The sequence below is a fragment of the Caulobacter sp. DWR3-1-2 genome, from assembly GCF_049896225.1.
Classification (GTDB): Bacteria; Pseudomonadota; Alphaproteobacteria; order Caulobacterales; family Caulobacteraceae; genus Caulobacter.
This window is the reverse complement of record NZ_JAFCTW010000002.1, coordinates 14,747-35,165: the sequence shown is the minus strand read 5'-3', so window position 1 is coordinate 35,165 and position 20,419 is coordinate 14,747. Positions and strand designations below refer to the sequence as shown.

Annotated in this window: 18 protein-coding genes and 2 pseudogenes; 3 read left to right on the top strand and 17 right to left on the bottom strand. The window is 66.7% G+C overall.

The genetic code is table 11. From position 1 onward, the window contains the following. Positions 1 to 35 precede the first annotated feature (35 nt). The 5 genes from rnr to ACP696_RS02325 form a co-directional block, all read right to left on the bottom strand. Complete coding sequence (rnr, locus tag ACP696_RS02345; protein ID WP_426012519.1) at positions 36 to 2,363, bottom strand: ribonuclease R; 2,328 nt, start codon at positions 2,361 to 2,363, stop codon at positions 36 to 38. A gap of 143 nt (positions 2,364 to 2,506) precedes the next feature. Continuing rightward, positions 2,507 to 2,839 carry a ribonuclease E inhibitor RraB gene (locus tag ACP696_RS02340; protein ID WP_426012517.1) on the bottom strand — a complete coding sequence of 111 codons (333 nt, stop codon included), beginning with the start codon at positions 2,837 to 2,839 and terminating at the stop codon, positions 2,507 to 2,509. A 9-nt stretch (positions 2,840 to 2,848) separates the two neighbouring features. Beyond that, positions 2,849 to 3,043 (bottom strand): hypothetical protein, encoded by a 195-nt coding sequence (locus ACP696_RS02335; protein ID WP_426012515.1) that lies wholly within the window; start codon positions 3,041 to 3,043, stop codon positions 2,849 to 2,851. 9 nt (positions 3,044 to 3,052) lie between these two features. After that, entirely contained in the window at positions 3,053 to 3,295 is a 243-nt protein-coding gene (locus ACP696_RS02330; RefSeq protein WP_426012589.1) for a DUF6980 family protein, read from the bottom strand. Between the two features lie 942 nt (positions 3,296 to 4,237). After that, positions 4,238 to 4,708, bottom strand: coding sequence for an Lrp/AsnC family transcriptional regulator (locus tag ACP696_RS02325; protein ID WP_426014161.1), 471 nt, complete (start codon positions 4,706 to 4,708; stop codon positions 4,238 to 4,240). Between the two features lie 209 nt (positions 4,709 to 4,917). Between ACP696_RS02325 and ACP696_RS02320 the strand changes: the two genes are divergently transcribed. Next, positions 4,918 to 5,220, top strand: coding sequence for a hypothetical protein (locus ACP696_RS02320; protein WP_426014163.1), 303 nt, complete (start codon positions 4,918 to 4,920; stop codon positions 5,218 to 5,220). A gap of 125 nt (positions 5,221 to 5,345) precedes the next feature. On the opposite strand, the gene ftsZ is transcribed toward ACP696_RS02320, so the two are convergent. The 4 genes and pseudogenes from ftsZ to ACP696_RS02300 form a co-directional block, all read right to left on the bottom strand. Continuing rightward, positions 5,346 to 6,866, bottom strand: a complete 1,521-nt coding sequence (gene ftsZ, locus ACP696_RS02315; protein WP_426043427.1) for a cell division protein FtsZ — start codon at positions 6,864 to 6,866, stop codon at positions 5,346 to 5,348. Between the two features lie 603 nt (positions 6,867 to 7,469). Further along, the gene (ftsA, locus tag ACP696_RS02310; protein WP_426014167.1) at positions 7,470 to 8,795 is read right to left on the bottom strand and encodes a cell division protein FtsA; all 1,326 of its coding nucleotides are present in this window, start codon (positions 8,793 to 8,795) and stop codon (positions 7,470 to 7,472) included. Between the two features lie 31 nt (positions 8,796 to 8,826). Further along, a complete protein-coding gene (locus ACP696_RS02305; protein ID WP_426032104.1) occupies positions 8,827 to 9,741 on the bottom strand; it encodes a cell division protein FtsQ/DivIB in 915 nt (304 codons plus the stop codon). Beyond that, positions 9,668 to 9,937 (bottom strand): annotated as a pseudogene (locus ACP696_RS02300) (D-alanine--D-alanine ligase); the annotation flags it as partial. The pseudogene ACP696_RS02300 and the gene ACP696_RS02305, both read right to left, overlap by 74 nt. A 118-nt stretch (positions 9,938 to 10,055) precedes the next feature. Here ACP696_RS02300 and ACP696_RS02295 point away from each other — a divergent pair. Next, positions 10,056 to 10,183, top strand: a pseudogene (locus ACP696_RS02295) (hypothetical protein); the annotation flags it as partial. Positions 10,184 to 10,282: 99 nt separating this feature from the next. Here the strand turns inward: ACP696_RS02295 and ACP696_RS02290 are convergent. The 3 genes from ACP696_RS02290 to murC all read right to left on the bottom strand — a co-directional run bounded on the left by ACP696_RS02290 (position 10,283) and on the right by murC (position 14,540). Beyond that, positions 10,283 to 11,689, bottom strand: a complete 1,407-nt coding sequence (locus ACP696_RS02290) for a M20/M25/M40 family metallo-hydrolase (RefSeq protein WP_426014171.1) — start codon at positions 11,687 to 11,689, stop codon at positions 10,283 to 10,285. Between the two features lie 216 nt (positions 11,690 to 11,905). After that, positions 11,906 to 12,838 carry a UDP-N-acetylmuramate dehydrogenase gene (gene murB / locus ACP696_RS02285; RefSeq protein WP_426043426.1) on the bottom strand — a complete coding sequence of 311 codons (933 nt, stop codon included), beginning with the start codon at positions 12,836 to 12,838 and terminating at the stop codon, positions 11,906 to 11,908. Between the two features lie 283 nt (positions 12,839 to 13,121). Further along, a complete protein-coding gene (gene murC / locus ACP696_RS02280; protein WP_426014173.1) occupies positions 13,122 to 14,540 on the bottom strand; it encodes a UDP-N-acetylmuramate--L-alanine ligase in 1,419 nt (472 codons plus the stop codon). A gap of 90 nt (positions 14,541 to 14,630) precedes the next feature. On the opposite strand from murC, the gene ACP696_RS02275 reads away from it, so the two are divergent. Further along, on the top strand, positions 14,631 to 15,092 hold the full coding sequence (locus ACP696_RS02275) for a hypothetical protein (protein WP_426014248.1): 462 nt from the start codon (positions 14,631 to 14,633) through the stop codon (positions 15,090 to 15,092). On the opposite strand, the gene ACP696_RS02270 is transcribed toward ACP696_RS02275, so the two are convergent. The 5 genes from ACP696_RS02270 to ACP696_RS02250 all read right to left on the bottom strand — a co-directional run bounded on the left by ACP696_RS02270 (position 15,089) and on the right by ACP696_RS02250 (position 20,352). Further along, on the bottom strand, positions 15,089 to 15,619 hold the full coding sequence (locus ACP696_RS02270) for a PIN domain-containing protein (RefSeq protein WP_426014176.1): 531 nt from the start codon (positions 15,617 to 15,619) through the stop codon (positions 15,089 to 15,091). The genes ACP696_RS02275 and ACP696_RS02270 overlap by 4 nt on opposite strands. Then, a complete protein-coding gene (locus ACP696_RS02265; protein WP_426014177.1) occupies positions 15,609 to 15,956 on the bottom strand; it encodes a hypothetical protein in 348 nt (115 codons plus the stop codon). Before ACP696_RS02265 ends, ACP696_RS02270 begins: the two co-directional genes overlap by 11 nt. A 58-nt stretch (positions 15,957 to 16,014) precedes the next feature. Next, positions 16,015 to 17,100 carry an undecaprenyldiphospho-muramoylpentapeptide beta-N-acetylglucosaminyltransferase gene (gene murG, locus ACP696_RS02260; RefSeq protein WP_426014178.1) on the bottom strand — a complete coding sequence of 362 codons (1,086 nt, stop codon included), beginning with the start codon at positions 17,098 to 17,100 and terminating at the stop codon, positions 16,015 to 16,017. 55 nt (positions 17,101 to 17,155) lie between these two features. After that, positions 17,156 to 18,328, bottom strand: coding sequence for a putative lipid II flippase FtsW (gene ftsW / locus ACP696_RS02255; protein ID WP_426014181.1), 1,173 nt, complete (start codon positions 18,326 to 18,328; stop codon positions 17,156 to 17,158). A 68-nt stretch (positions 18,329 to 18,396) separates the two neighbouring features. Beyond that, complete coding sequence (locus ACP696_RS02250; protein WP_426043425.1) at positions 18,397 to 20,352, bottom strand: PAS domain S-box protein; 1,956 nt, start codon at positions 20,350 to 20,352, stop codon at positions 18,397 to 18,399. Positions 20,353 to 20,419: the final 67 nt, after the last annotated feature.

Genomic DNA, 20,419 nt, shown 5'->3' with positions numbered 1-20,419 from the left:
AATCCTTCTCCCGCAAGGGGGAGAAGGAAGAAGAGCTACCGCCGCGTGCCCCGTCGAACCCCCTTGGGCAGTCCCCCGCGCGGCTTGACCGGCGGGCGCGATCGCACGCCAAGCCTGGGCTTTGGAGCCTTGGGATCGTTCGGCAGGGCGTCGGTCAACATCTCGAACAACAGGCCGCCGGTCACTGGCGTGGCCTCGCGCAGCTTGACCTCGACGCGCAGTCCCAGCGGGAAGCGCTTCCCGGTGCGCTCGCCGACCAGGGCGTGCATGCGGTCGTCGTGGACGAAATATTCTTCCCCCAGCGTCGAGACCGGCACCAGGCCGTCGGCCCCCGTCTCGTCCAGCTTCACGAACAGGCCAAAGCGGGTGACGCCGGTGATCCGTCCACTGAAGGTCGCGCCCACCCGGTCAGACAGGAAGGCCGCGATGTAGCGGTCGGTGGCGTCGCGCTCGGCGGCCATGGCCCGGCGCTCGGCGTGGGTGATGACCTCGGCGGTGTCCTTGATCTGCGAGATGTCCTGGTCGGTCAGGCCGTCGTCGCCCAGCTTCAGGGCGCGGATCAGCGCTCTATGGACGATCAGGTCGGCGTAGCGGCGGATCGGGCTGGTGAAGTGGGCGTAGCGCGCCAGGTTCAGGCCGAAATGGCCCAGATTGTCGCTGGAATAGTGCGCCTGCATCTGGGTGCGCAGGACAACCTCGTTGATGATCGCCGCGTGCGGGCTCTCGCGCGTGTCGTCCAGCAGCTTGTTGAAGCGCGCCGTGGTTGGGGCCTCGCCCTTCGACCACTTGACCTCCAGGGTCTGCAGGAACTCCACCAGGCTCATGACCTTTTCCTGGCTCGGCGTATCGTGCACCCGGTAGATCAGTGGCGTGCGCTTGGCTTCCAGGCTCTCGGCGGCGCAGACATTGGCCTGGATCATCATTTCCTCGATCAGCTTGTGGGCCTCGAGGCTGGGACGGCGGGTGATCGAGGCGATCTCGCCCTCTTTCGTGATGATGATCTTGCGCTCGTCGCTCTCGATGCCCAGCGGCGAGCGCTGCTCGCGGCCCACGCCCATCAGGCGGAAGGCGGCCCACAGCGGCGCCAGGATCGGATCCAGCAGGGGCGGGCCCTTGTCCGGGTCCTGGCCCTCCGGCGGGGCCACGCCGTCGATGGCGGCCTGAGCCTGCTCGTAGGAGAGTTTGGCGGCCGAGCGCATCAGGCCGCGCACGAAGCGGTGGCTCTTCTTGCGGCCTTGGTTGTCGAACACCATCCGCACGGCCAGCGTGGCGCGGTTCTCGCCCTCGCGCAGGCTGCACAGGCCGTTGGACAGCACCTCGGGCAGCATCGGCTCCACCCGATCGGGGAAATAGACGCTGTTGCCCTTCTCGCGGGCCTCGCGGTCGAGGGTGGTGCCCGGGCGCACATAGGCGGCGACGTCGGCGATGGCCACCCAGACGATCCAGCCGCCCAGATTGCCGGCGTCCGGATCGGGATGGGCATAGACGGCGTCGTCGTGGTCGCGCGCGTCGCTGGGGTCGATGGTGATGAACGGCAGGTCGCGCAAATCATCGCGGCCTTCCAGGGTCGGCGGCTTGGCGGCGGCGGCTTCGGCCTCGGCTTCCTCGCTGAAGCCGGTCGGAATGCCGTGGCTGTAGATGGCGATCAAGGAGGCGGCGCGGGGGTGATCCTCGCGGCCGACCACCTCCAGCACCTTGCCGAACTTGGGACCGTAGCGGCCAGACGCCGTGCCCACCTGGGCAAGAACGAGGTCGCCGTCCTTGAGGTCCTTGGCCTCCTGCTCGTTGAGCAGCAGGCTTTCCTTGGACTTGCGGTCGACGGGCTCGACACGGGTCTCGCGGCGGTGCTTGCGGATGACGCCCAGGATCTTGTGGGCGCTCTGGCCCAGGCGCTTGATCAGCCGGGCCTCGGTCTCGCCGTTCTCAAGCACCTCGAAGCGGACCAGCAGGCGATCGCCCATGCCCGGCGCGCCGCCGGCGTTGCTGTCGCCCTTGCCGGGCGCCAGGCGCACCAGCGACAGGTCCTCGCCGCCCTTGGTCAGGCGGACGAACAGGTCGCCGTCGGTGTCGGTCTCGACCACGTCGGCCACGCCGACGGGGGGCAGCGCCCCCGCTTCCGCGAAACCACGTCTCCCGCGCTTGCCCAGGGCGCCCTGGCTTTCCAACTCGCGCAGCATTTCGCGCAACGCCCGGCGGTCGGCGCCCTTGAGGCCGAAGTGACGGGCGATGTCGGCCTTGGCGCTCTCGCCGGCGTCGCGCAGGAAGGCGATCAGCGTCTCGCGATCAGGCAGTCCGGCGGGAGGCTTGGCCGTCTTGGTGGCGGCGGGGAATTTCGAGGATTTGGGCGAGCGCGGTTTAGGCATGGGTGAGGTTTAGCGCGTCGGGGCGGGGATGTCGTTATTCCTGGGTTGGGTCCGCGTCGACGACTGGCGTTTTGCCTGCGGTGGGGATGCGGTGTCCGAAATCGGCTGTTGGATTGGCGGACGCTTTCGGCCTTAGTCGGACTCTAATCGGGCTTAAGGCAGCCCCATCCGTCCATTCTCCCATTCAGCTCTCTAGCGATAATGCTAAGGCTAACTTCCGCATCGGTTATCCCGTCTAGCGAGGGTATCATTTTGCGACTAGCGACGCTGTCCCATGGATGGCTAGCGACAGCTTGGCTCAGTTCGATATCGATCGTGTAGCCTAGGGCTTGAACCCTCTGGGCGAAGGTCAAGGCGGACGCCTCGTCAACGAACACGGCGGTGTAATCAACTACCCGCGCTTTGCTGAGGTCGTCGCCGCGAGCAGCCATGCCTTGAAGCACGATCTCGTTTTCAACTTTCAGAGTGGTGCTCATTGAGGTTGCCTATCCGATCAATGACCCGAGGTCGTCAAGGAGCTGCCGCACTTCCTGCCGCTGTCCGCCCAAGCGTGTCGCGAACTCTGCATCATCGATATCTATACCGTTGCAAACTTCGTTCAGCGCATTGCTGATGAGGGCAAGCTCGTCGCTTGAGAAGCGTACGTCAGCAAACTTGTCGCTTTGGCCAAGCTTGATCATCCGAGCACCTTAGTCTTCATCTGAAGTTAGTTGCGATAGGTCGGTCTGTGCGATCGGGGCCAATGCCGTTCCGCACCACGGACAGAAGCCGATCTCGATGACACTTGAACCGTAACCGTTCTCGCCCGTCCGAACATATAGGCCGTAACCACCACGAACCTCGGCGATCATGGCGTTCGGGCACGCTGCACGATCGCGGTGCAACGCACACACTTGGTTGAGGTCGAAAGCCATTCGGTCACAGCAAGACATGGCCTCCAAGACCGCCAAAACGATCCGGCGTCAATGACCGCAACCAACCCTAGCTGACCTTCAGAACGTCCGCTTCCCAACAAAGCCCGCATCCGCCCCGGATGCGGCCACGCCTTAAAGCCTTGGTGGATCGGAGCTCTGGCGTCTGGCCGAGTCAAGGACGGCCCGAAGGGCCGCCGCGGCGCGGCGACGCGAGAGCGTCGTCCTTGACTCGGCCAGACGCCAGAGCTCCGATCCACCAAGGCTTTAAGGCGTGGCCGCATCCGGGGCGGATGCTAGCGGTCGCCAAAACTTGGTTTCAAGCGAAACAGAGGTAATGAAGACCAATGATCATTTTCCATCGACGCGGAAGGTACCTGCTGAACAGCCTGTTCGCAGCACTTCTACTTTCATTGGGCGCAACGCGGTCGGCGGAAGCCTTCGACACCCCTGACAGCGCGATCGCCGCCGCCGTGGAAAACGTCTGCAAGCCCTATATGCGGAACGCGAGTGTGAACAGAGAGAGGGCGTTGGACCAAGCCCGAAGGCTGGGCTTCCATCAAGCTTCACGAGAAGAGAGCTTGATTGGTATCAGCGAAGATATGACCGCGACTTTCGGTCCCGCCAAGATCACCATCACGCTGCAGGGTCCAGACGGTGATAAGAGCTGTGGCGTCGCTGTACAGGGAGATCCTCAAGCATTCGATCGCTATCTACAGCACCTCGCGGCTGACGGCTGGATAAGCGCTGGAGAGTTGATTGAGGGCGAACCCCGCAATGAGTGGTTTTGGGAATCTGGTGGGCGCTTCACGATCATAGCCGGAAAATATGGAGGCCCACTCATGACGGCCCCTTCCACCCGCGTCCTAGCCCTGGTTGTGGAATTGGGAAAAAATAGTATTCCGCCAGTCTGCAGTCCGACACAGGGAGCGCCGTGTAGGAGCGCCTGGCGCTGAAAGCCCCCTACTCCACATAATCCAGCGGCAAGGCCGTTGCGTCCTTGATCGTCTCCAGCACGAAGGACGACCGGATGTCCTTGACCGCCGGCATCTTCAGCAGGCGCTTCATGGTGAACTCGGCATAGGCGTCGAGGTTGGGCGCCACCACCCGCAGCAGGTAGTCGTAGCCGCCGGTCATGGCGTGGCAGCCGACCACCATCGGCTCTCGGCGCACGGCCTCGGCGAAGGCCTCGGCGGCGGTTTCGCTGTGGCGATCGACCTGGACCTCGACATAGGCCAGCAGGTCGAGCCGCGCCTTGCGGCGGTCTAGGAGGGCGACGTAGCCGGCGATCAAGCCCGAGGCCTCCAGTTGCTTGACCCGCCGCAAGCAGGGGCTGGGCGACAGGCCGACCCGTTCGGCCAACTCGACATTGGTGACCGAGCTGTCCTGCTGGAGGATCTCCAGGATCTTGCGATCGGCGCGGGTGAGCTTCATCGTGACCGAATCCGTCGGCGGTTTGGCAGATTGTGGCAGGCTAGCGTGCTTTGCCCGCCTTGCGCACCCCTCGCCCGTCGCGCTGGAGCTTAAAGCCAAGCCGTGCGTTTGGATCTGGAGGCCATCGCCTTGACCCCCCAAGCGCCAATCCGAGCCTTGGACACCGCGAGGATGGAAAAACACATCCCGCCGCCACGGAGAACACCCCCATGCGTCTTGCTCTCATCCTCACGACCTCGCTCGCCGCCCTGTCGTTGATGGCCTGCTCGCAGAAGACCGAGGACCACACCGCCGCCGCCGCCGACCAGGCCGGCAAGGCCACCGCCTCGGCCGCCCAGGACACCGCCAACAACGCCAGCACGGCCGCCGCCAACACCGCCGCCGCCACCCACAAGGCCGCTGACAGCACCGCCGCAGCCGCCGACCATGCCGCCGACAACGCTTCCGACGCCGTGGGCGCGGCGGAGCGCAAGACCAACGCCGCCGCCGACGCGGCCGCCAAGACCCACTAAATCGGCAAATGGGGCCAGGCGCATGCGCCTGTCCCCATCAGCATCCGTGACCCAAAGCAAAACCCCCGGAGCTCGCGCCCCGGGGGTTTCGTTTTACGCTTACTGTTACGCTTACTTTCGTGGGCCTAGTTGGCCAAACGGCGCAGGAACGACGGGATCTCCAGATCCTCGCCCGCTTCCGCTTGCGGCTGGTCGAGAGGCTGCAGGGCGGGTCGGGCCGAGCCGGTCGCGCGCGGCGCCGGGGCGGCCGGGGGTTCGTAACGCTGCTGGCGACCCCCACCGAACAGGCTCATCCAGCCGCTCGATTTTTGAGCCCGGCGATCGTCATAGGTTTCGCTGTAGAGCGGCTCGTCGCCGGCCTCGGCGACCATCGGGTCGACGATGCGGGTGACGCGCGGGGCCGGGGCGGCGACGCGGGGCTCTTCCATCACCGGCTCTTCGAAGCGCAGGTCTTTCTGGGCCTCGACGATCGGCGCGGGCTCTTCATAGGCCGGTTCCGGCGCGTAGGACGCGGTCTGGGCGGCGGCCTGACGCTCCATCGGGCGCGGCTCGTAGCGCATGCCTGGGCGGGTGGATTCGGCGGTCGCGGGGGCCGGAGCGGACTGACGCGCGGTCTCCACCACCAACGGCGGGGCCGTGATGTTGCGCGAGACCGGCTTGGGCTCGATTTGGGCGATGGAGGCGCCGTCCATGCCGGTGGCGACCACCGACACGCGGATCACGCCGTCCAGCGACGGGTCGAAGGCGGCGCCGAAGATGATGTTGGCTTCCGGGTCGACCTGATCCGAGATCGCGTTCGCCGCTTCGTCGACTTCCAGCAGGGTCATGTCCATGCCGCCGGTCACGTTGACCAGAACGGCCTTGGCGCCCTTCAGCGAAACCTCGTCCAGCAGCGGGTTGGCGATGGCGTTCTGGGCGGCCATCAGGGCGCGGTCTTCGCCGGTGCCCTCACCGGTGCCCATCATCGCCTTGCCCATCTCGGTCATCACCGTGCGGACGTCGGCGAAGTCGAGATTGATCAGGCCCGGCAGCACCATCAGGTCGGTGATCGAACGGACGCCCGAATGCAGCACCTGGTCGGCCATGCCGAAGGCTTCGGCGAAGGTGGTGCGCTCGTTGGCGACCCGGAACAGGTTCTGGTTCGGAATGACGATCAGGGTGTCGACATAGCGTTGCAGCTCACCGATGCCGGCGTCGGCCAGACGCATGCGGTGACGCCCTTCGAAGTGGAAGGGCTTGGTGACCACGCCCACCGTGAGGATGCCGCGTTCGCGGGCGCACTTGGCGATGATCGGCGCGGCTCCGGTGCCGGTGCCGCCGCCCATGCCGGCGGTGATGAACACCATGTGGGCGCCATCGAGATGCTCGCCGATTTCCGGGAAGCTCTCCTCGGCGGCGCTCATGCCGACCTCAGGGTGAGCGCCGGCGCCCAGGCCCTGGGTCACTTGCACGCCCAGCTGGATGCGACGGTCGGTCTTGGCGAACTGGAGTTGCTGCGCGTCGGTGTTGGCCACCACGAACTCAACACCCTCGAGGCCCGCCTCGATCATGTTGTTGACAGCATTGCCGCCTGCGCCACCCACGCCGAACACCACGATCCGTGGCTTCAGTTCAGTGGTGCGCGGCGCGGAAAGAGAAATTGCCATGGGAGCCTCGCGTCTTAAACGCCGAATTCGTCAACAGCCGAACAGATCAAACGCTGGGAGTGATCTCGACGATCGGGTTAACAGAACAACCAGCAACCTTAATCGCTGGTTAACTCCATAATGTGAGTCGGCCTTTGGTCGAGCCCAAACACGCGGGAAAAGGCCAGTTATCCCAAGGAATCACAGGGGATTCGCGGGGGCTCGGGGACGCTCCGAATGGCGATGCGACGGAACGACGCTGACCCGAAAAGCTTGCCAAACCCGGTTCCAGAAGGCGTTGAAACTACGCCATTAGGTGTTTCAGACGCCGAAACCGTAAACGTTTATGCTTAAGACCCGGTAAGACTTGGCCGTTCTTCTTGGGCCTTATCCACAAGACGAAATAATTTACGCCGTCACAAAAATTTACAGTCGCCCGCGCCGTGTTCGGGCGAACGGGGCTCGGTGAAGCTTGAAACCGCTCGACTCTCTATCTTTTTATCCCGACAAAAGTCGAGACCCAAGCCGGGCGGGCCATAAAGGTCACGGAAGTCCCGTGCGCATGCGCCGGTCCGGATCAGCCGCTTGGGTCCCGACCTTCGGCGGGATGAAGGGATTTAAGGGTTACAGATTATCCCGCAGCCAGGCGGCCGCCTTGGCGACGGCGCTGGCGTTGGGGTCCATCGGGCGCTTGCGGATCGCGGCGCCGGCCAGGGCCTTGGGCGAGACCACCTCGCGCGGACCGAAGGCCGAGCGGTGCAGCACGCCGGCGGCGGCGCAGAAGGCCGGACCCGACGCGGCGTCGGCCAGGTGCGGCACCCGGCGCGGACGGCCCAGGCGGACGGGACGATCGAACACCCGCACGGCCACTTCGCGCACGCCGGCCAGTTGGCTGGCGCCGCCCGTCAGCACGATGCCGGCGCCCGGCTCGACCGGCGCGCCCGAGGCCTTGAGGCGCTCGCGCAGCAGTTCCAGCGTCTCCTCGACGCGGGGTTGGATAATGCCCTTGAGCAGGGAGCGGGGCGCGATCACCGGACCAGCGCCGGGGTCATCGCCGCGCGGCGGGGCCTCGATCATCTCGCGGTCCTCGTTGGCCGAGGCGATGGCGCTGCCGTGCAGGGTCTTGATGCGCTCGGCGCCGGCGACCGAGGTCTGCAGGCCGCGGGCGATGTCCTGCGTGACGTGTCCGCCGCCGACCGCCAGGCTGTCGACGTGGCACAGGGCGCCCTGGTTGAACACGGCGACTGAGGTCGAGCCGCCGCCCATATCGATGCAGACGGCGCCGAGGTCCATCTCGTCCTCTTCCAGGGCCGCCAGGGCCGAGGCGAAGGGCGCGGCGACCACGCCCTCGAAGGACAGGTGGGCGCGCTCGACGCAGTGGGCCAGGGTGTGGAAGACGTTCTCGTTGATCGAGACGACCAGCAGCTCCAGGCCCAGCGCGCGGCCGAACATGGCGCGGGGATCGCGCACGCCCTTCTGGCCATCGACCGACCAGGCGATCGGCAGCAGGTGGATCGGCTTGCGGCCGGGAATGCGAACCTGCGCCAGGGCCGAAGCAATGGCGCGCGACAGGTCGCCGTCAGCGATTGGCCGGGCCCCCAGCGACACCTGGGTGGTGACGCGGTGGCTGGCCAGCTGGCCGCCGGCCGTGCAGACGCTGACGCCCTGGACATTGACGCCGGCCACGGTCTCGGCCCGCTCGACGGCCTGGGCGATGGCTTGGGCCGCCTCGTCCAGATTGACGATCGCCCCGCCCCGCACGCCGCGCGACTGCACATAGCCAACGCCGGCCGTGGTCAGGGTGCGGTTGTCGCGGTGAATACCATCCGGCTTCATGATGAAGCAGGTGACCTTGGACGCGCCCAGGTCGACGGCAGCGACCGCCGGCTGGCGCACGAGCGTCGCCTTCAGGCCTTCGCGGGCCTGTTTCCGGTCATCCAGTCGGGACATCGTTAAAGCCACCTCATGCCCATCTTTTACTTTACGCCCCGCCGGCCACGGGCTGCCCAGGCAGCACCGAGTCGCGAGGTCTCACGGCCACCATCTCGGGGTCGCGCAAATCAATGCGCGCGAAGCCTAGATCGAGGATTCGTTGTCTTTGGTCGAGCTGATCCAATTGAATCAGCGCGGACTCTTCGTCAATGGCTGGAAGCTGGATCAGTGACCCATCTTTCAACCGCAGGTCCCAGCGACGGTCATCGACGCGCACCAGCGCCTCAAGACGGTCACGCAGACGCGGCCGGGCGTTGACGGCGGGCAGGATGGCGCCGGCTGCCTGGTCGGCCCCCTGCCCCACCACCAGCGGAAGTTGCGGGAAGCGCGCGGCGTCGGCCTCGCGGATGATCCGGCCCTCGGCGTCGATGACCCGCATGGACCCGGAGTGCTGCCACACGGCCAGGGCCGGGCGCTCCTCGACGGTGATGGTCACGGTGTCGGGCAACAGGCGCGCGACCTTGGCCGACTTGACCCAGCCCACGGTCTCGACGCGCGCCTTCAGGCCCGCCAGGTCCAAACCCAGGGTCGGCTGGTCGAGATAGAGCGCCGAGGCGGCCAGGATGTCGGCCTTAGCCATCGGCGAAGCGCCTTCGATGTGCACGGTCTTCAGCTTGAAGCCGAGGTCGGCGAACTCGCCGTCGACCCCGCGGCCAAAGGCCTGACCGAGGCGCTCGAGGCGGTGGCCCGTGGCCAGGGTGGCGATCAGGGCGATGACCAGGGCTGCGCCGGCCACGCCGAGGGCGAGTTTCGGCGATACCCCCACGCCGCTCCGAGCGGCGTGCAGCTTCCCGACCGGCGGCGCGGGCTTGCGCGCGGCCGGCCTGGCCTTATTCGGACTTGCGGGCGCTTCGGCCCGGGGGCGCGCTGGCTTGCGCGGTCCCCCCCGCACTACAGCGGGCATAAGCGTCCTCCACGATCCAGAACACTAAACAATCAAACGCGACGCCAACCTGGTCCGCCTGCTCAAGAGCGAGCGAAGTGGGTGTCATGCCGGGGTGCGTATTGACCCCTAGCAACACCAGAAGGTCGTTAATGTCGTCATAACGGAAGTCACTTCGGGTCACACCTTGGCAACCAAGAGTGGTATGGTCAAGCTTGGTGCGACGGGGCGCGAAACCCGCGCAAAGGGGAATTCGGGTGAAAAACGCGTGATCAGAGGCGCTTTCCAGTCGGATAGCGGCGGGGGTCATGAAACCTGTGGACGATCAAATTTCGCCGCCCGTCCGTGCATCACTTGGTCGCGGGAATGACCCACGGGCGAAGAGTCCGACGCGGGCCTTCTTGTCCTCACCCGTGCAACGCGGGAGGTGGCGCGTCGCTAGCAGCGACGTGACGGAGGGGGCGTCAGCGGCGCCGGAGGACGCCCCCTCCGTCACGATGCCTATTCGCATCGCGCCACCTCCCCCGCTTGGCGGGTGAGGAGAACCTTCCGCAGCCTTGGATCAATGGCTTGGCGCCGCCGGCGCCGCCGCGCTGAGCACGCGGAAGTCAATGTCGCTGTCGGCCATCAGGTAGATGAAGCTGGTCCAGGCCGCGACATTCTGAGCCAGTTCGCCCGGACGGACCTTGTTGAGGGTGTCGTCCATGGTGTGGTGGTAGTCGAAGTAGCGGCTGGCGTCCTGTTTGAGGCCGATCACGGGCACGCCGGCGGCCTCCAGGCCCTCGATGTCCGAGCCGGCGTGCGGCGAGGGAAGCCTGTCGAGATAGATGTTCAGCGAGGTCAGCACGCGGACGGCGGTCTTGATCGCCGGGTGGCCGGACGAACCCTTGGGGATCTGCAGGGCGTAGATCCGATCGGCGCCGGTATCGCTCTCGCCGGCCAGGACGATCTTGGGCAACTCGGCCTTGTGAGCGTCGACATAGGCTTCCGCCGAGCCGCCGCTCTCTTCCGAGCCGAACATCACCACGCGGATGGTGCGCTTGGGATGCTTGGGCAGGTCGCCGATCAGCTTGGCGGCGGCCGTGGTGATGGCCACGCCCGTGGCGTCGTCCAGGGCCCCGGTGCCAACGTCCCAGCTGTCCAGGTGGCCGCCGATGACGATCACCTCGTCGGGGGTCTGCGAGCCCTTGATCTCGCCCGAAATGTTCCAGGCCACTGCCTTGGGGTCGACGGTCGAAGCCAGCTTCAGCTTGATGCGCACCGCGCCCTTGGCGGCCAGACGCTCCAGTTGCTCGGCCTCCGGCACGCCCAGGGCGGCCGAGGGGATCGAAACCACGTCGTCGCCAAAGGCGGTGACGCCGGTGTGGGGCACGGTGGAGTCGGAGGTCGAGATCGAGCGGATCAGGAGGGCGATGGCTCCGCGCTTGGCGGCCTCGACCGGGCCGGCCCGGCGCGAGATCCCGGCGACCCCGTAACCGGCGCCGTCCTGGGCGCGGACCATCGGCTGGGTGATCACGACGATCTTGCCCTTCAGCGACCCCTCCGGCGCGGCGATCATCTCATCATAGGTGCGAAACAACGCCACCTCGGCCTCGAGGCCTTCAGGCGGAGTCGCCACCGTGCGGCCCAGGCCGACGATGTTCAGCTTCATCGGATAGGGCGCGACCAGTTGCGCCGACTCCTCGCCGCGCGTCCAGGACGGCTTGGCGAACTCCTCGACCTTGACGTTGGTGAAACCCAGCGCCTTGAACTTGGCCACACTCCAGTCCTTGGCCCGGGCCATGGCCGGCGAGCCGACGAGGCGCGGACCGATCGTGGTGGTCAGGTCCTCGGTGATATCCCAGGCGGTGCGGTCCAACAGGGCCTTGTCGCGCAGCTTTTCGGCGGTGACGGCGTCTTGGGCGTGAACGGAACCGACCAGCAGGGCGGTCGTGGCGGCGGCGGTCAGCAGCGTGCGGAACAGGCGCATGGAAACTCCCTCGTTGGAGGGTTCATAGCATCGCTCCGCGCCGGGAATAGGCAACAACCGGATGAACTATCGGTAACGTTTGAGGGGGGAGTCTAAAAGGTCCTCCCCCTGTGGGGGAGGTGTCGGCGCAGCCGACGGAGGGGGGAGTGTTGGTGAGGTGGGATGACTCCCCCCACCGGCGCCTTCGCGCCGCCTCCCCCCACAGGGGGAGGACCTTTAAGTCCCCGGCCGCCCGATGCGCTTGATTTCCCAGTCCAGGTGGATCCCCGTCTTGGCCAGCACGTCGGCGCGGACGGTATCGCCCAGGCCCTCCAGGTCGGCGGCGGTGGCCTCGCCGGTATTGATCAGGAAGTTGCTGTGCAGGGGGCTGAACATCGCGCCGCCCCCCTCTTTCCCGCTCGCGGAAAAGCGTTTGCCGCGCCAGCCGGCCTCGTCGACCAGCTTCCATGACGAGTGGCCGGGCGGGTTCTTGAACGTCGAGCCGCCGGTCTTCTCGCGGATCGGCTGGGTGGTCTCGCGGCGGGCGGTAATTTCCGCCATGCGGTCGCGCACGTCGGCCGGATCATCGGGCGTGCCCCGGAACATCGCCTGCACCCAGAACATGCTGTTGGCAGGCACCTGGGTGTGGCGATAGGTGAAGCCGAAATCCGCATTGTCCCAGACCCGAATCTCGCCGGTCCGGTCATAGCCCCAGGCGCTGACCAGGATGTCCTTGGTCTCGCGGCCATAGCAGCCGGCGTTCATGGTCAGGGCGCCGCCCACCGTGCCGGGGATGCCGACGAAGAATTCCAGCCCCGTCAGGCCCGCCTTGGCCGCCGCCCGGGCGACTGAGGCGTCCAAGGCCGCCGGACCGGCGATGATCAGGTTTTCCTCGACGTCGACGGTGACCTCGCCAAAGGCCCGCCCGGCGCAGCGGATCACCACGCCCTCGACGCCGCCGTCGCGGATGATCACGTTGGAGCCGACGCCCAGCGCCTGGACCGGCACCTCGTCCGGCAGGGCGCTGAGAAAGTCGCGCAGGTCGTCGGCGTCGGCCGGCAGGAACAAGACGTCGGCCGGACCACCGACCCGGAACCAGGTGAACGGCCCCAGCGGCTCATCGAACAACAGCTTGCCGCGAACGGTGGGGAGTTGGGTTTTCCAGGTCATGTCGTAAGGCGAGGTCCAGGCGAGCGCTTTGCGGAAAGGCGTCGCGTGATTTGGTACAGAACCACGATCACGAAACCGCCGAAGAAGGCGATCCGGTGCTGGGTTTGATCGATCTGCGAAATGTAGGTCGTTCCGCCATGTGTCGCGAAAGGAACGACGAAGGATCCTTGCGGGCTAAGCGGTCGGGCCACCGTTAGAACGTTCGAGAGCCAGGCGCCAAAGGCAATGTCCCCGATCGCTAGGACGATCAGCACCACCTTGGCGATGGTCCACGCCCGTCGGCTCACGTCGCCAGCGCTTCCAGCTGCCCCGGCAGGGCGTAGGACCAACTCGTGATATCCCCCGCCCCCAGCAGCACCACCAGGTCACCCGATTGGGCCTCGGCGGCGATCAGGGCCGGGAGGGCGGCGGGGCTTTCCAGCGGCAGGGCGCGGCGGTGGCCGAACTTCTTGAGGCCTTCGACCAGGTGATCGCGATCAACACCTTCGATGGGCGCCTCCCCGGCCGTGTAGACGTCGGCGACGATCACCGTGTCGGCGTCGTTGAAGCACGAGCTGAACTCGGTCATCAGGTCGCGCAGGCGGGTGAAGCGGTGCGGCTGGACCACCGCGATGACCTTGCCCTCGGTGACCGCCCGGGCCGCCTTGAGCACGGCGGCGATCTCGACCGGGTGGTGGCCATAGTCGTCAACCACGCGGATGCCGTTGGCGACGCCCGTGGTGGTGAAGCGACGCTTCACCCCGCCGAAGCTGGCCAGGCCAGCCCGGATGTCGTCGGCGCTGACGCCCAGCTCGCGGGCCACGGCGACGGCGGCGGTGGCGTTGAGCACATTGTGATGCCCGGCCATCGGCATCTTCAGACCTTCATAGGTCACCGGCTCGCCGACCAGCGGCGACACCAGGATATCGAACTTCGAGCCCTCGGGACCCATCTCGATATTGCTGACCCGGACCTCGGCCTGGGGGTTGACGCCATAGGTCACCAGCCGGCGGTTCTCGATCCGGGCGGTGAGGGCCTGGACCTCAGGGTGGTCGGTGCAGACCGCCGCGAAGCCGTAGAACGGGATGTTCTCGATGAAGTCCTGGAAGCCCTTCTTGACCGCGTCGAAGGTGCCCCAGTGGTCCAGGTGCTCGGCGTCGATATTGGTGACGATGGCCACGGTGGACTTCAGCTTGAGGAAAGACCCGTCGCTCTCGTCGGCCTCGACCACGATCCAGTCGCCCTCGCCGACCTTGGCGTTGGTGCCATAGGCGTTGATGATCCCGCCATTGACCACGGTCGGATCCAGAGCCCCGGCGTCCAGCAGGGCCGCGACCATCGAGGTGGTGGTGGTCTTGCCATGCGTGCCGCCCACGGCGACGGAGAACTGGAGCCGCATCAACTCGGCCAGCATCTCGGCCCGGCGAACCAGCGGCAGGCGCTTGTCGCGGCCAGCGGCCATCTCGACATTGTCGGCCTTGATCGCCGTGGAATAGACGATGGCCGACGCGCCTTCGACATTGGCCGCGTCCTGGCCGATGAAGATCCGCGCGCCCAGCTTTTCCAACCGCTCGGTATTGGCGCTGGCCTTGGCGTCGCTGCCTTGCACGGTGTAGCCGATGCGCAGCATGATCTCGGCGATGCCGGACATGCCGATGCCGCCGATGCCGATGAAGTGCACGGGGCCAAGTTCGAAGGGTACGGGGCGTCGACGCTGGATCATCCGGCTCGATTAGACGATTTGGCGACGGGGTGGAACGGGATGTTTGGTGCAGGCGCCGTGGATTTTCTTCTCCTCCTCCGTTTCGCCGCGTTGCTCGGGGGAGGCGTCATCGCCCTCGCCTCTCCCGCCCTGGCTCAGGCGCCGCTGGAGCTGCGCCTGGCCGACGTCGGCCGCTTCGCCGCCTTCGTGGACATGGGCGGCGTCACCTGGACGGGTCGCACGGCGCGCTTGCGCGTGCTGCAGGTGGCCGAGGACGGCTTCATCGCCGGGACCGAGGCCTTCTGGGGCGGCTGGCGCTACGAGGTGATCGACTGCGACGCCCGCACCATCGCCCATGCCGGGTTCTCCAGCGTCCGGGTCGGCGGCAAGGAGGGGCCGATCAGCGGCGACCAGCGTCCGGCGGCGGCGATCCCGACGGGCGGCGCCGACGACGCGGTGGCCAAGGTCGTCTGCGACGGCTGGCGGCCCTATGCGAGCGTGTCGGTGGCGACCAGCGTCGAAGACGCTGTAACCCTCGGTCGGCCCGTGATCGCAACAGGTGCGGAGCCTTAGCGCTGCAGGAACGCCCGCACTTCGGCGGGGAAATCCTCGCCCCGCAGCCAAGCGGCAGCGGCGTAGGTGTGGGCGATCAGCAGCTTGCCAGCGGAGGTTTCGACACCGTGCCATCGGTCCGTGATCAAGGTCCGTACGTCGTGGCCCGCGAAGTCTCTCAAGTTCTGAGTGACGAGCATGTCGGCGCCGCCGGCCAAGGCGGTCTCCAGCACGTGCCGATCCTCCTCGTCGTCCAGCGGCAAAACGCCGACGCCGCCGAGTGTCAGGGATGGGCCGTCGCGGGCGAGGGTCGCGATAACCTGAATGAGGCGATCGGCCTCCGCGCCGCCAAAATCAAAGCGGATCAAAACCTCGCGAAGCCGGTTCAGCATGCCCCACGAAATGACCAGGGCGACGGGACCGCGCGCACTAGGGCCGGACCGCACCGCCTCGACCAGCGTCAGGGCCGCCGTACCGCGCCGCTCCAACCGTTCGGACAGGATCGCGCCGAGCCAGACGTTGAGGTCCAGGCAGAGCCTAGTCGGCACGCGCCGGCCGCCGGGTCATGCGCGTCGCTTCCGCCATGATCTCAGCCTCGGACGCCTCGGCGGTCAGGGTCGTTTTCAACGACCGCGCGCCCTGCCGGACGAGGGTGGCGTATTCGCGTTCCAGCAGGGCGCGACTCAAGGTCCAGCCGATCTCCTCGACGGCCGGCGCGCCGATCGCCTCGATGCGGCGCATCGCATCGCGCGCGCCCGGCGTCAGATGCAGATACCACCGCACGGCGGCCGCCATGATCTGGGATGGATTGCGATCCTCCAGCTTCGCGGTCTCCGCGACCAGAAGGTCTGTATCTTCGTCGAGATGGGTCGATCGGCTGGGCATGGCGAACCTATAGCTTCTATAGAAGATATAGGTTTTTTGGATGATTGGCAAATGGCGCCTACCGCGCCGTCCGTTCCACCAGGTCCGCCAGCTTTTCCGCTGCGTCCGGCGTGGCCACCGACCGCGCCCCCACGGCCATGCGGCCAAGCCGCGCGGGGTCCTTCAGCAAGGCGTTGAGCGCGCCGGCCATGGCGTCGACGGTCAGTTCGTCTTCCAGGCACACCGCCGCGCCGCCGGCCTCCTCTAGCAGTTGGGCGTTGAAGCGCTGGTGATCGTCGGCGGCGATCTTCAGGGGGACCAGGATGGAAGGGCGGCCGGCGACGGCCAGCTCGCAGCAGGTGGAGGCCCCCGCCCGACCGATCACCAGGTGCGCCTGGCGCAGGCGGCCGGCCATGTCGCGGAAGAACGGCGCGACCTCGCAATCGACCATGGCGTTGGCGTAGATGCGGCGGGCGCTTTCCATCGACTCTGGACGCGACTGCTGCTGCACCTTCAGCCGGCCGCGCATCTCCTCGGGCAGCTTGGCGATGGCCTCGGGGACCAGCTCCGACAGCAGGCGCGCGCCCTGGCTGCCGCCGGTGACCAGCAGCCGCAGTTGCACCTCGGGCGGCAGATAGGGCACGTCGTAGAGGGCGCGGATCTCGGGCCGCACGGGATTGCCCACCACATGGGCGCGAGCCTTGACGCGGGGCTTGGCCTTTTCCAGGGTCGGGAAGGCGCAGGCCACCTCGGTGGCGCGCGAGGCGAGGAAGCGGTTTACCCGGCCCAGCACGGCGTTCTGCTCGTGGATCACCGTGGGCCGGCCCTCGGTCACCGCCGCCAGCAGGGCCGGCAGGGCGGGATAGCCGCCAAAGCCCACGACCACCGCCGGGTTCAGGCGCTTGAACGCCGCCTTGGCCTGCAGCACGCCCTGGGTGACGGCGAAACCGGCCTTGATCATGCCGATCGGGTCGCCCGCCTTGGCGGTGGCGGCCGACAGGGCCAGGCGCTCCTCGGCCGGGAACTTGTCGGCATAGAGCGCGCCGCGCTCGTCGGTGGCCAGCACCACGCGCCAGCCTCGGCCCTTCAGGGTCTCGGCCAGGGCCTGGGCGGGAAACAGGTGTCCACCGGTGCCCCCGGCGGCGACGACGACAAGCTTGCTCATTTCGGGGCGGCTCCAGAACGCGAGCGGATCATGGGCAAGACAGGTCTCCGGAGCGTCAGCCGAAGGCCCCCGCCTGGTCGAACTCTCCCGCCCCGCCATAGGCCCCCGGACGCTTGCGCGTCAACGCCAGGGCCATGCCCAGGGTCAGGCCCATGGCCAGCATCGACGAGCCGCCATAGCTGATGAACGGCAGGGTCATGCCCTTGGTCGGGATCATGTTGAGGTTCACCGCCACATTGATGAAGGCCTGTTGGCCCACCAGCACGAACAGGCCCGCTGCGGCCACCTGTTCGAAGGTGTCGGTCAGCTTCATGGCCTTGTAGAGCCCGCGCACCACGATGAAGGCGAAGATGGCGACCAGGGCCAGGGAGAAGACCAGGCCATATTCCTCGGCCGCCACCGAATAGATGAAGTCGGTGTGCAGGTCGGGCACGTGGCGCTTCATCACGCCCTCGCCCGGACCGCGTCCGAACAGGCCGCCAGCGTGGATGGCCTCGGCGGCGCGGGTGATCTGGTGGGTGTCGGCCTGGTCGGGGCTGAGGAATTTCTGCACCCGGGCATGGACGTGGTCGAACAGGAAATAGGTCGAGCACAACCCGCCGACGGCCACCGCTCCAAGGCCCATGATCCACGAGATCGGCACCCCGGCCATCCAGAAGGCGGCCCCGAAGGCGATGGTGATCAGCACGGTCTGGCCGACGTCGGGCTGGATCAGCAGCAGGCCCACGGCGATGAAATAGAGGAAGAAGGCGATCGACACGCCCGGCACGCCCTCGCCCTTCTGGCCCTCGGAGAACATCCACGAGACCAGCACGATCAGGGCCGGTTTCATGAACTCCGACGGCTGGAAGGTGAAGCCGCCGATCAGCAGCCAGCGGGCCGCGCCCTTGGCGCTGTGGCCGATGAACGGCAGGGCGGCCATCACCCCGATGGCAGCGATGTAGATGAAGAAGGCCGAGCGCCGGATACCCTTTGGCCCCAGCATCGACACCGACAGCACGATCACCGCCGAGGCCGCCCCGAACACGCACTGGCGCACAGCGAAGTGGAACTGGTCGTCGATGCCGATCCGCGCCGCGGCCGCCGGGCTCGAGGCAAAGGACAACAACACGCCCAGGGTGACCAGCAGCGCCGTGGCGCCGAGCAGCCAGCGATCCGTCGTCCACCACCAGACGCCGAGCCGCGAACGGTCAGTGCGGGCAAAGGCGTGGGCGGTCTGGAACGTCATCGTCGGAAGGTCGGAGTTTAGGGTTAAGCGAGTGTTTCGATCGGCCGAGACACCACGCCGCGCGGCGACTATTCCGCCGCCCGGCGCCCTGTGGAGCCGGCCGCCTGCCGGACCGCGCGTTCGAGGTCGTCCTGTCCGAACGGCTTGGCCAGGCGAGGCAGGTTGGCCCCGGCTCCCGGCTGCAATTCAGCATATCCGGTCGTGAGCAACACGGGGATGTGGGCGTTCCGCGCGCGCATCGCTTCAGCCAGCTGGATTCCGGTCATGTGTGGCATAGCGAAGTCGGTGATCACCAGATCGACCGCTTCGCGCTGCAGGGTCGCCAAGGCTTCCTCGCCCGACGAGGCCTTCAGAACCCGATGACCGAGTTCCTCAAGCATGGCCGAGGTGTTCATCAGCACCAGTTCGTCGTCATCGACCGCCAGAACGACCAGGGAGCCGATCTCGTCGCGATGAAGCGCTTCCAGATTGTCGGTGACGACGCGTTGTTGGTCTTCGGGGCTGGCTTGCCGCAACCACAATTCCAAGGACGTGCCTTCACCGAGCTGGCTATGGAGGATCAACCGGCCGCCGGACTCCTCGACCAGGCCATAGACCATCGAAAGCCCCAGGCCCGAGCCCTTGCCTATGCCCTTGGTCGTATAGAAGGGCTCCGTGGCGCGAGAGGCCGTCTTGGCGTCCATGCCCTCGCCCGTGTCGGTCACGGTCAGTCGGACATAGCCACCCGGCGCTAGGCCAGCGAGCACTTGCTGGTCGATCCTTTCATTGGTGGCCTCGATCCTGACCAAGCCGCCTGTCGGCATCGCGTTCCGAGCGTTGACCACAAGGTTCAGCAAAGCGTTTTCGAGCTGGTTGGCGTCGGTGAACGCCCAGGCCAGGTCGTCCGGGAACTGGGTTTGCAGATGGATGGACGGCCCTATGGATCGCTGTAGCAACCCCGTCATGCCTTGCACCAGGGTCGCGATGTCCACCGCGCGCAGCTGTAATTCCTGCTTTCGCGCAAAGGCCAGCATGCGCTGCGTCAGCGCCGCGCCCCGTTCGGCGCCCTGGATCGCGTTGTCGATCAGCGGCGTGATCCGCGGATCGACGGGCAATCGCTTGCGCACCAGTTCCAGACTGCCCAGCACCGCCATCAGCAGGTTGTTGAAGTCGTGCGCCAGGCCGCCGGTCAGTTGGCCGATCGCCTCCAGTTTCTGGGATTGGAACAGGGCTTCGCGCGCATGGTCCAAGGCGCGCTGAGTGTTACGCCGTTCGGTGATGTCGCGGGTGCTCTTGGCGAATCCGATCACCCGCCCGCGGTCGTCACGGATCGCGTCGATGACCACATGCGCCCAGAAGCGGCTCCCGTCCTTGCGAAGCCGCCACCCCTCCTTTTCGAACCTCCCGTCAGCGACGGCGGTCCGCAGCGCGAGCTCGGGCCCCTCCGCGAGACGGTCTTCCTCGGTGTAGAAACGCGAGAAATGGTGACCGATGATCTCATTGGCGGCGTAGCCCGTGATCCGTGCGGCGCCGGCGTTCCAGCTGGCGACCTGGCCGTCCGGATCCAGCATGTAAAGGGCGTAGTCGGTAACGCCTTCGACCAGCAGCTTGAATTGCGCCTCACTGCCGCGCAGGGCCTCATCAACCGCTTTGCGTTCCGTCTGGTCGCGGGTGATCTTGGCGAAGCCCACCACCTCGCCAGACGGCAGGCGGATCGGGTCGATGACAACGTGGGCCCAGAAGCGGCCACCGTCCTTGCGCAGGCGCCAACCCTCCTGCTCGAACCGCCCCTCGGTGGCCGCCTGGTGCAGCGCGCGGGCGGGGACACCGGCCTCGCGATCCTCGGGGGTGTAGAATTGGGAAAAGTGCTGGCCGATGACCTCGTGCGGCTGGTAGCCCTTGAACCGTTCGGGGCCGGGGTTCCAGCTACTGACGCGGCCGTCCCGATCGAGCATGTAGACGGCATAATCGGTGATTGCATCGACGAGAAGCTTATAGCGCCCGTCGTCGTCTTGCGACGCGATGTTGTGGGACTGTGGGTCCACTATTCGCCCCCCGGCGCGCAAAGGTACATGCGGCAGGCAACGGTAAAGCGGCGTGATTGGTTCCGCC

What these genes read in the sequence shown, in the direction of transcription:
- rnr (WP_426012519.1), bottom strand. Translation starts at nt 2,363, where the DNA reads ATGCCTAAACCGCGCTCGCCCAAATCCTCGAAATTCCCCGCCGCCACC.
- ACP696_RS02340 (WP_426012517.1), bottom strand. Translation starts at nt 2,839, where the DNA reads ATGAGCACCACTCTGAAAGTTGAAAACGAGATCGTGCTTCAAGGCATG.
- ACP696_RS02335 (WP_426012515.1), bottom strand. Translation starts at nt 3,043, where the DNA reads ATGATCAAGCTTGGCCAAAGCGACAAGTTTGCTGACGTACGCTTCTCA.
- ACP696_RS02330 (WP_426012589.1), bottom strand. Translation starts at nt 3,295, where the DNA reads ATGTCTTGCTGTGACCGAATGGCTTTCGACCTCAACCAAGTGTGTGCG.
- ACP696_RS02325 (WP_426014161.1), bottom strand. Translation starts at nt 4,708, where the DNA reads ATGAAGCTCACCCGCGCCGATCGCAAGATCCTGGAGATCCTCCAGCAG.
- ACP696_RS02320 (WP_426014163.1), top strand. Translation starts at nt 4,918, where the DNA reads ATGCGTCTTGCTCTCATCCTCACGACCTCGCTCGCCGCCCTGTCGTTG.
- ftsZ (WP_426043427.1), bottom strand. Translation starts at nt 6,866, where the DNA reads ATGGCAATTTCTCTTTCCGCGCCGCGCACCACTGAACTGAAGCCACGG.
- ftsA (WP_426014167.1), bottom strand. Translation starts at nt 8,795, where the DNA reads ATGTCCCGACTGGATGACCGGAAACAGGCCCGCGAAGGCCTGAAGGCG.
- ACP696_RS02305 (WP_426032104.1), bottom strand. Translation starts at nt 9,741, where the DNA reads ATGCCCGCTGTAGTGCGGGGGGGACCGCGCAAGCCAGCGCGCCCCCGG.
- ACP696_RS02290 (WP_426014171.1), bottom strand. Translation starts at nt 11,689, where the DNA reads ATGCGCCTGTTCCGCACGCTGCTGACCGCCGCCGCCACGACCGCCCTG.
- murB (WP_426043426.1), bottom strand. Translation starts at nt 12,838, where the DNA reads ATGACCTGGAAAACCCAACTCCCCACCGTTCGCGGCAAGCTGTTGTTC.
- murC (WP_426014173.1), bottom strand. Translation starts at nt 14,540, where the DNA reads ATGATCCAGCGTCGACGCCCCGTACCCTTCGAACTTGGCCCCGTGCAC.
- ACP696_RS02265 (WP_426014177.1), bottom strand. Translation starts at nt 15,956, where the DNA reads ATGCCCAGCCGATCGACCCATCTCGACGAAGATACAGACCTTCTGGTC.
- murG (WP_426014178.1), bottom strand. Translation starts at nt 17,100, where the DNA reads ATGAGCAAGCTTGTCGTCGTCGCCGCCGGGGGCACCGGTGGACACCTG.
- ftsW (WP_426014181.1), bottom strand. Translation starts at nt 18,328, where the DNA reads ATGACGTTCCAGACCGCCCACGCCTTTGCCCGCACTGACCGTTCGCGG.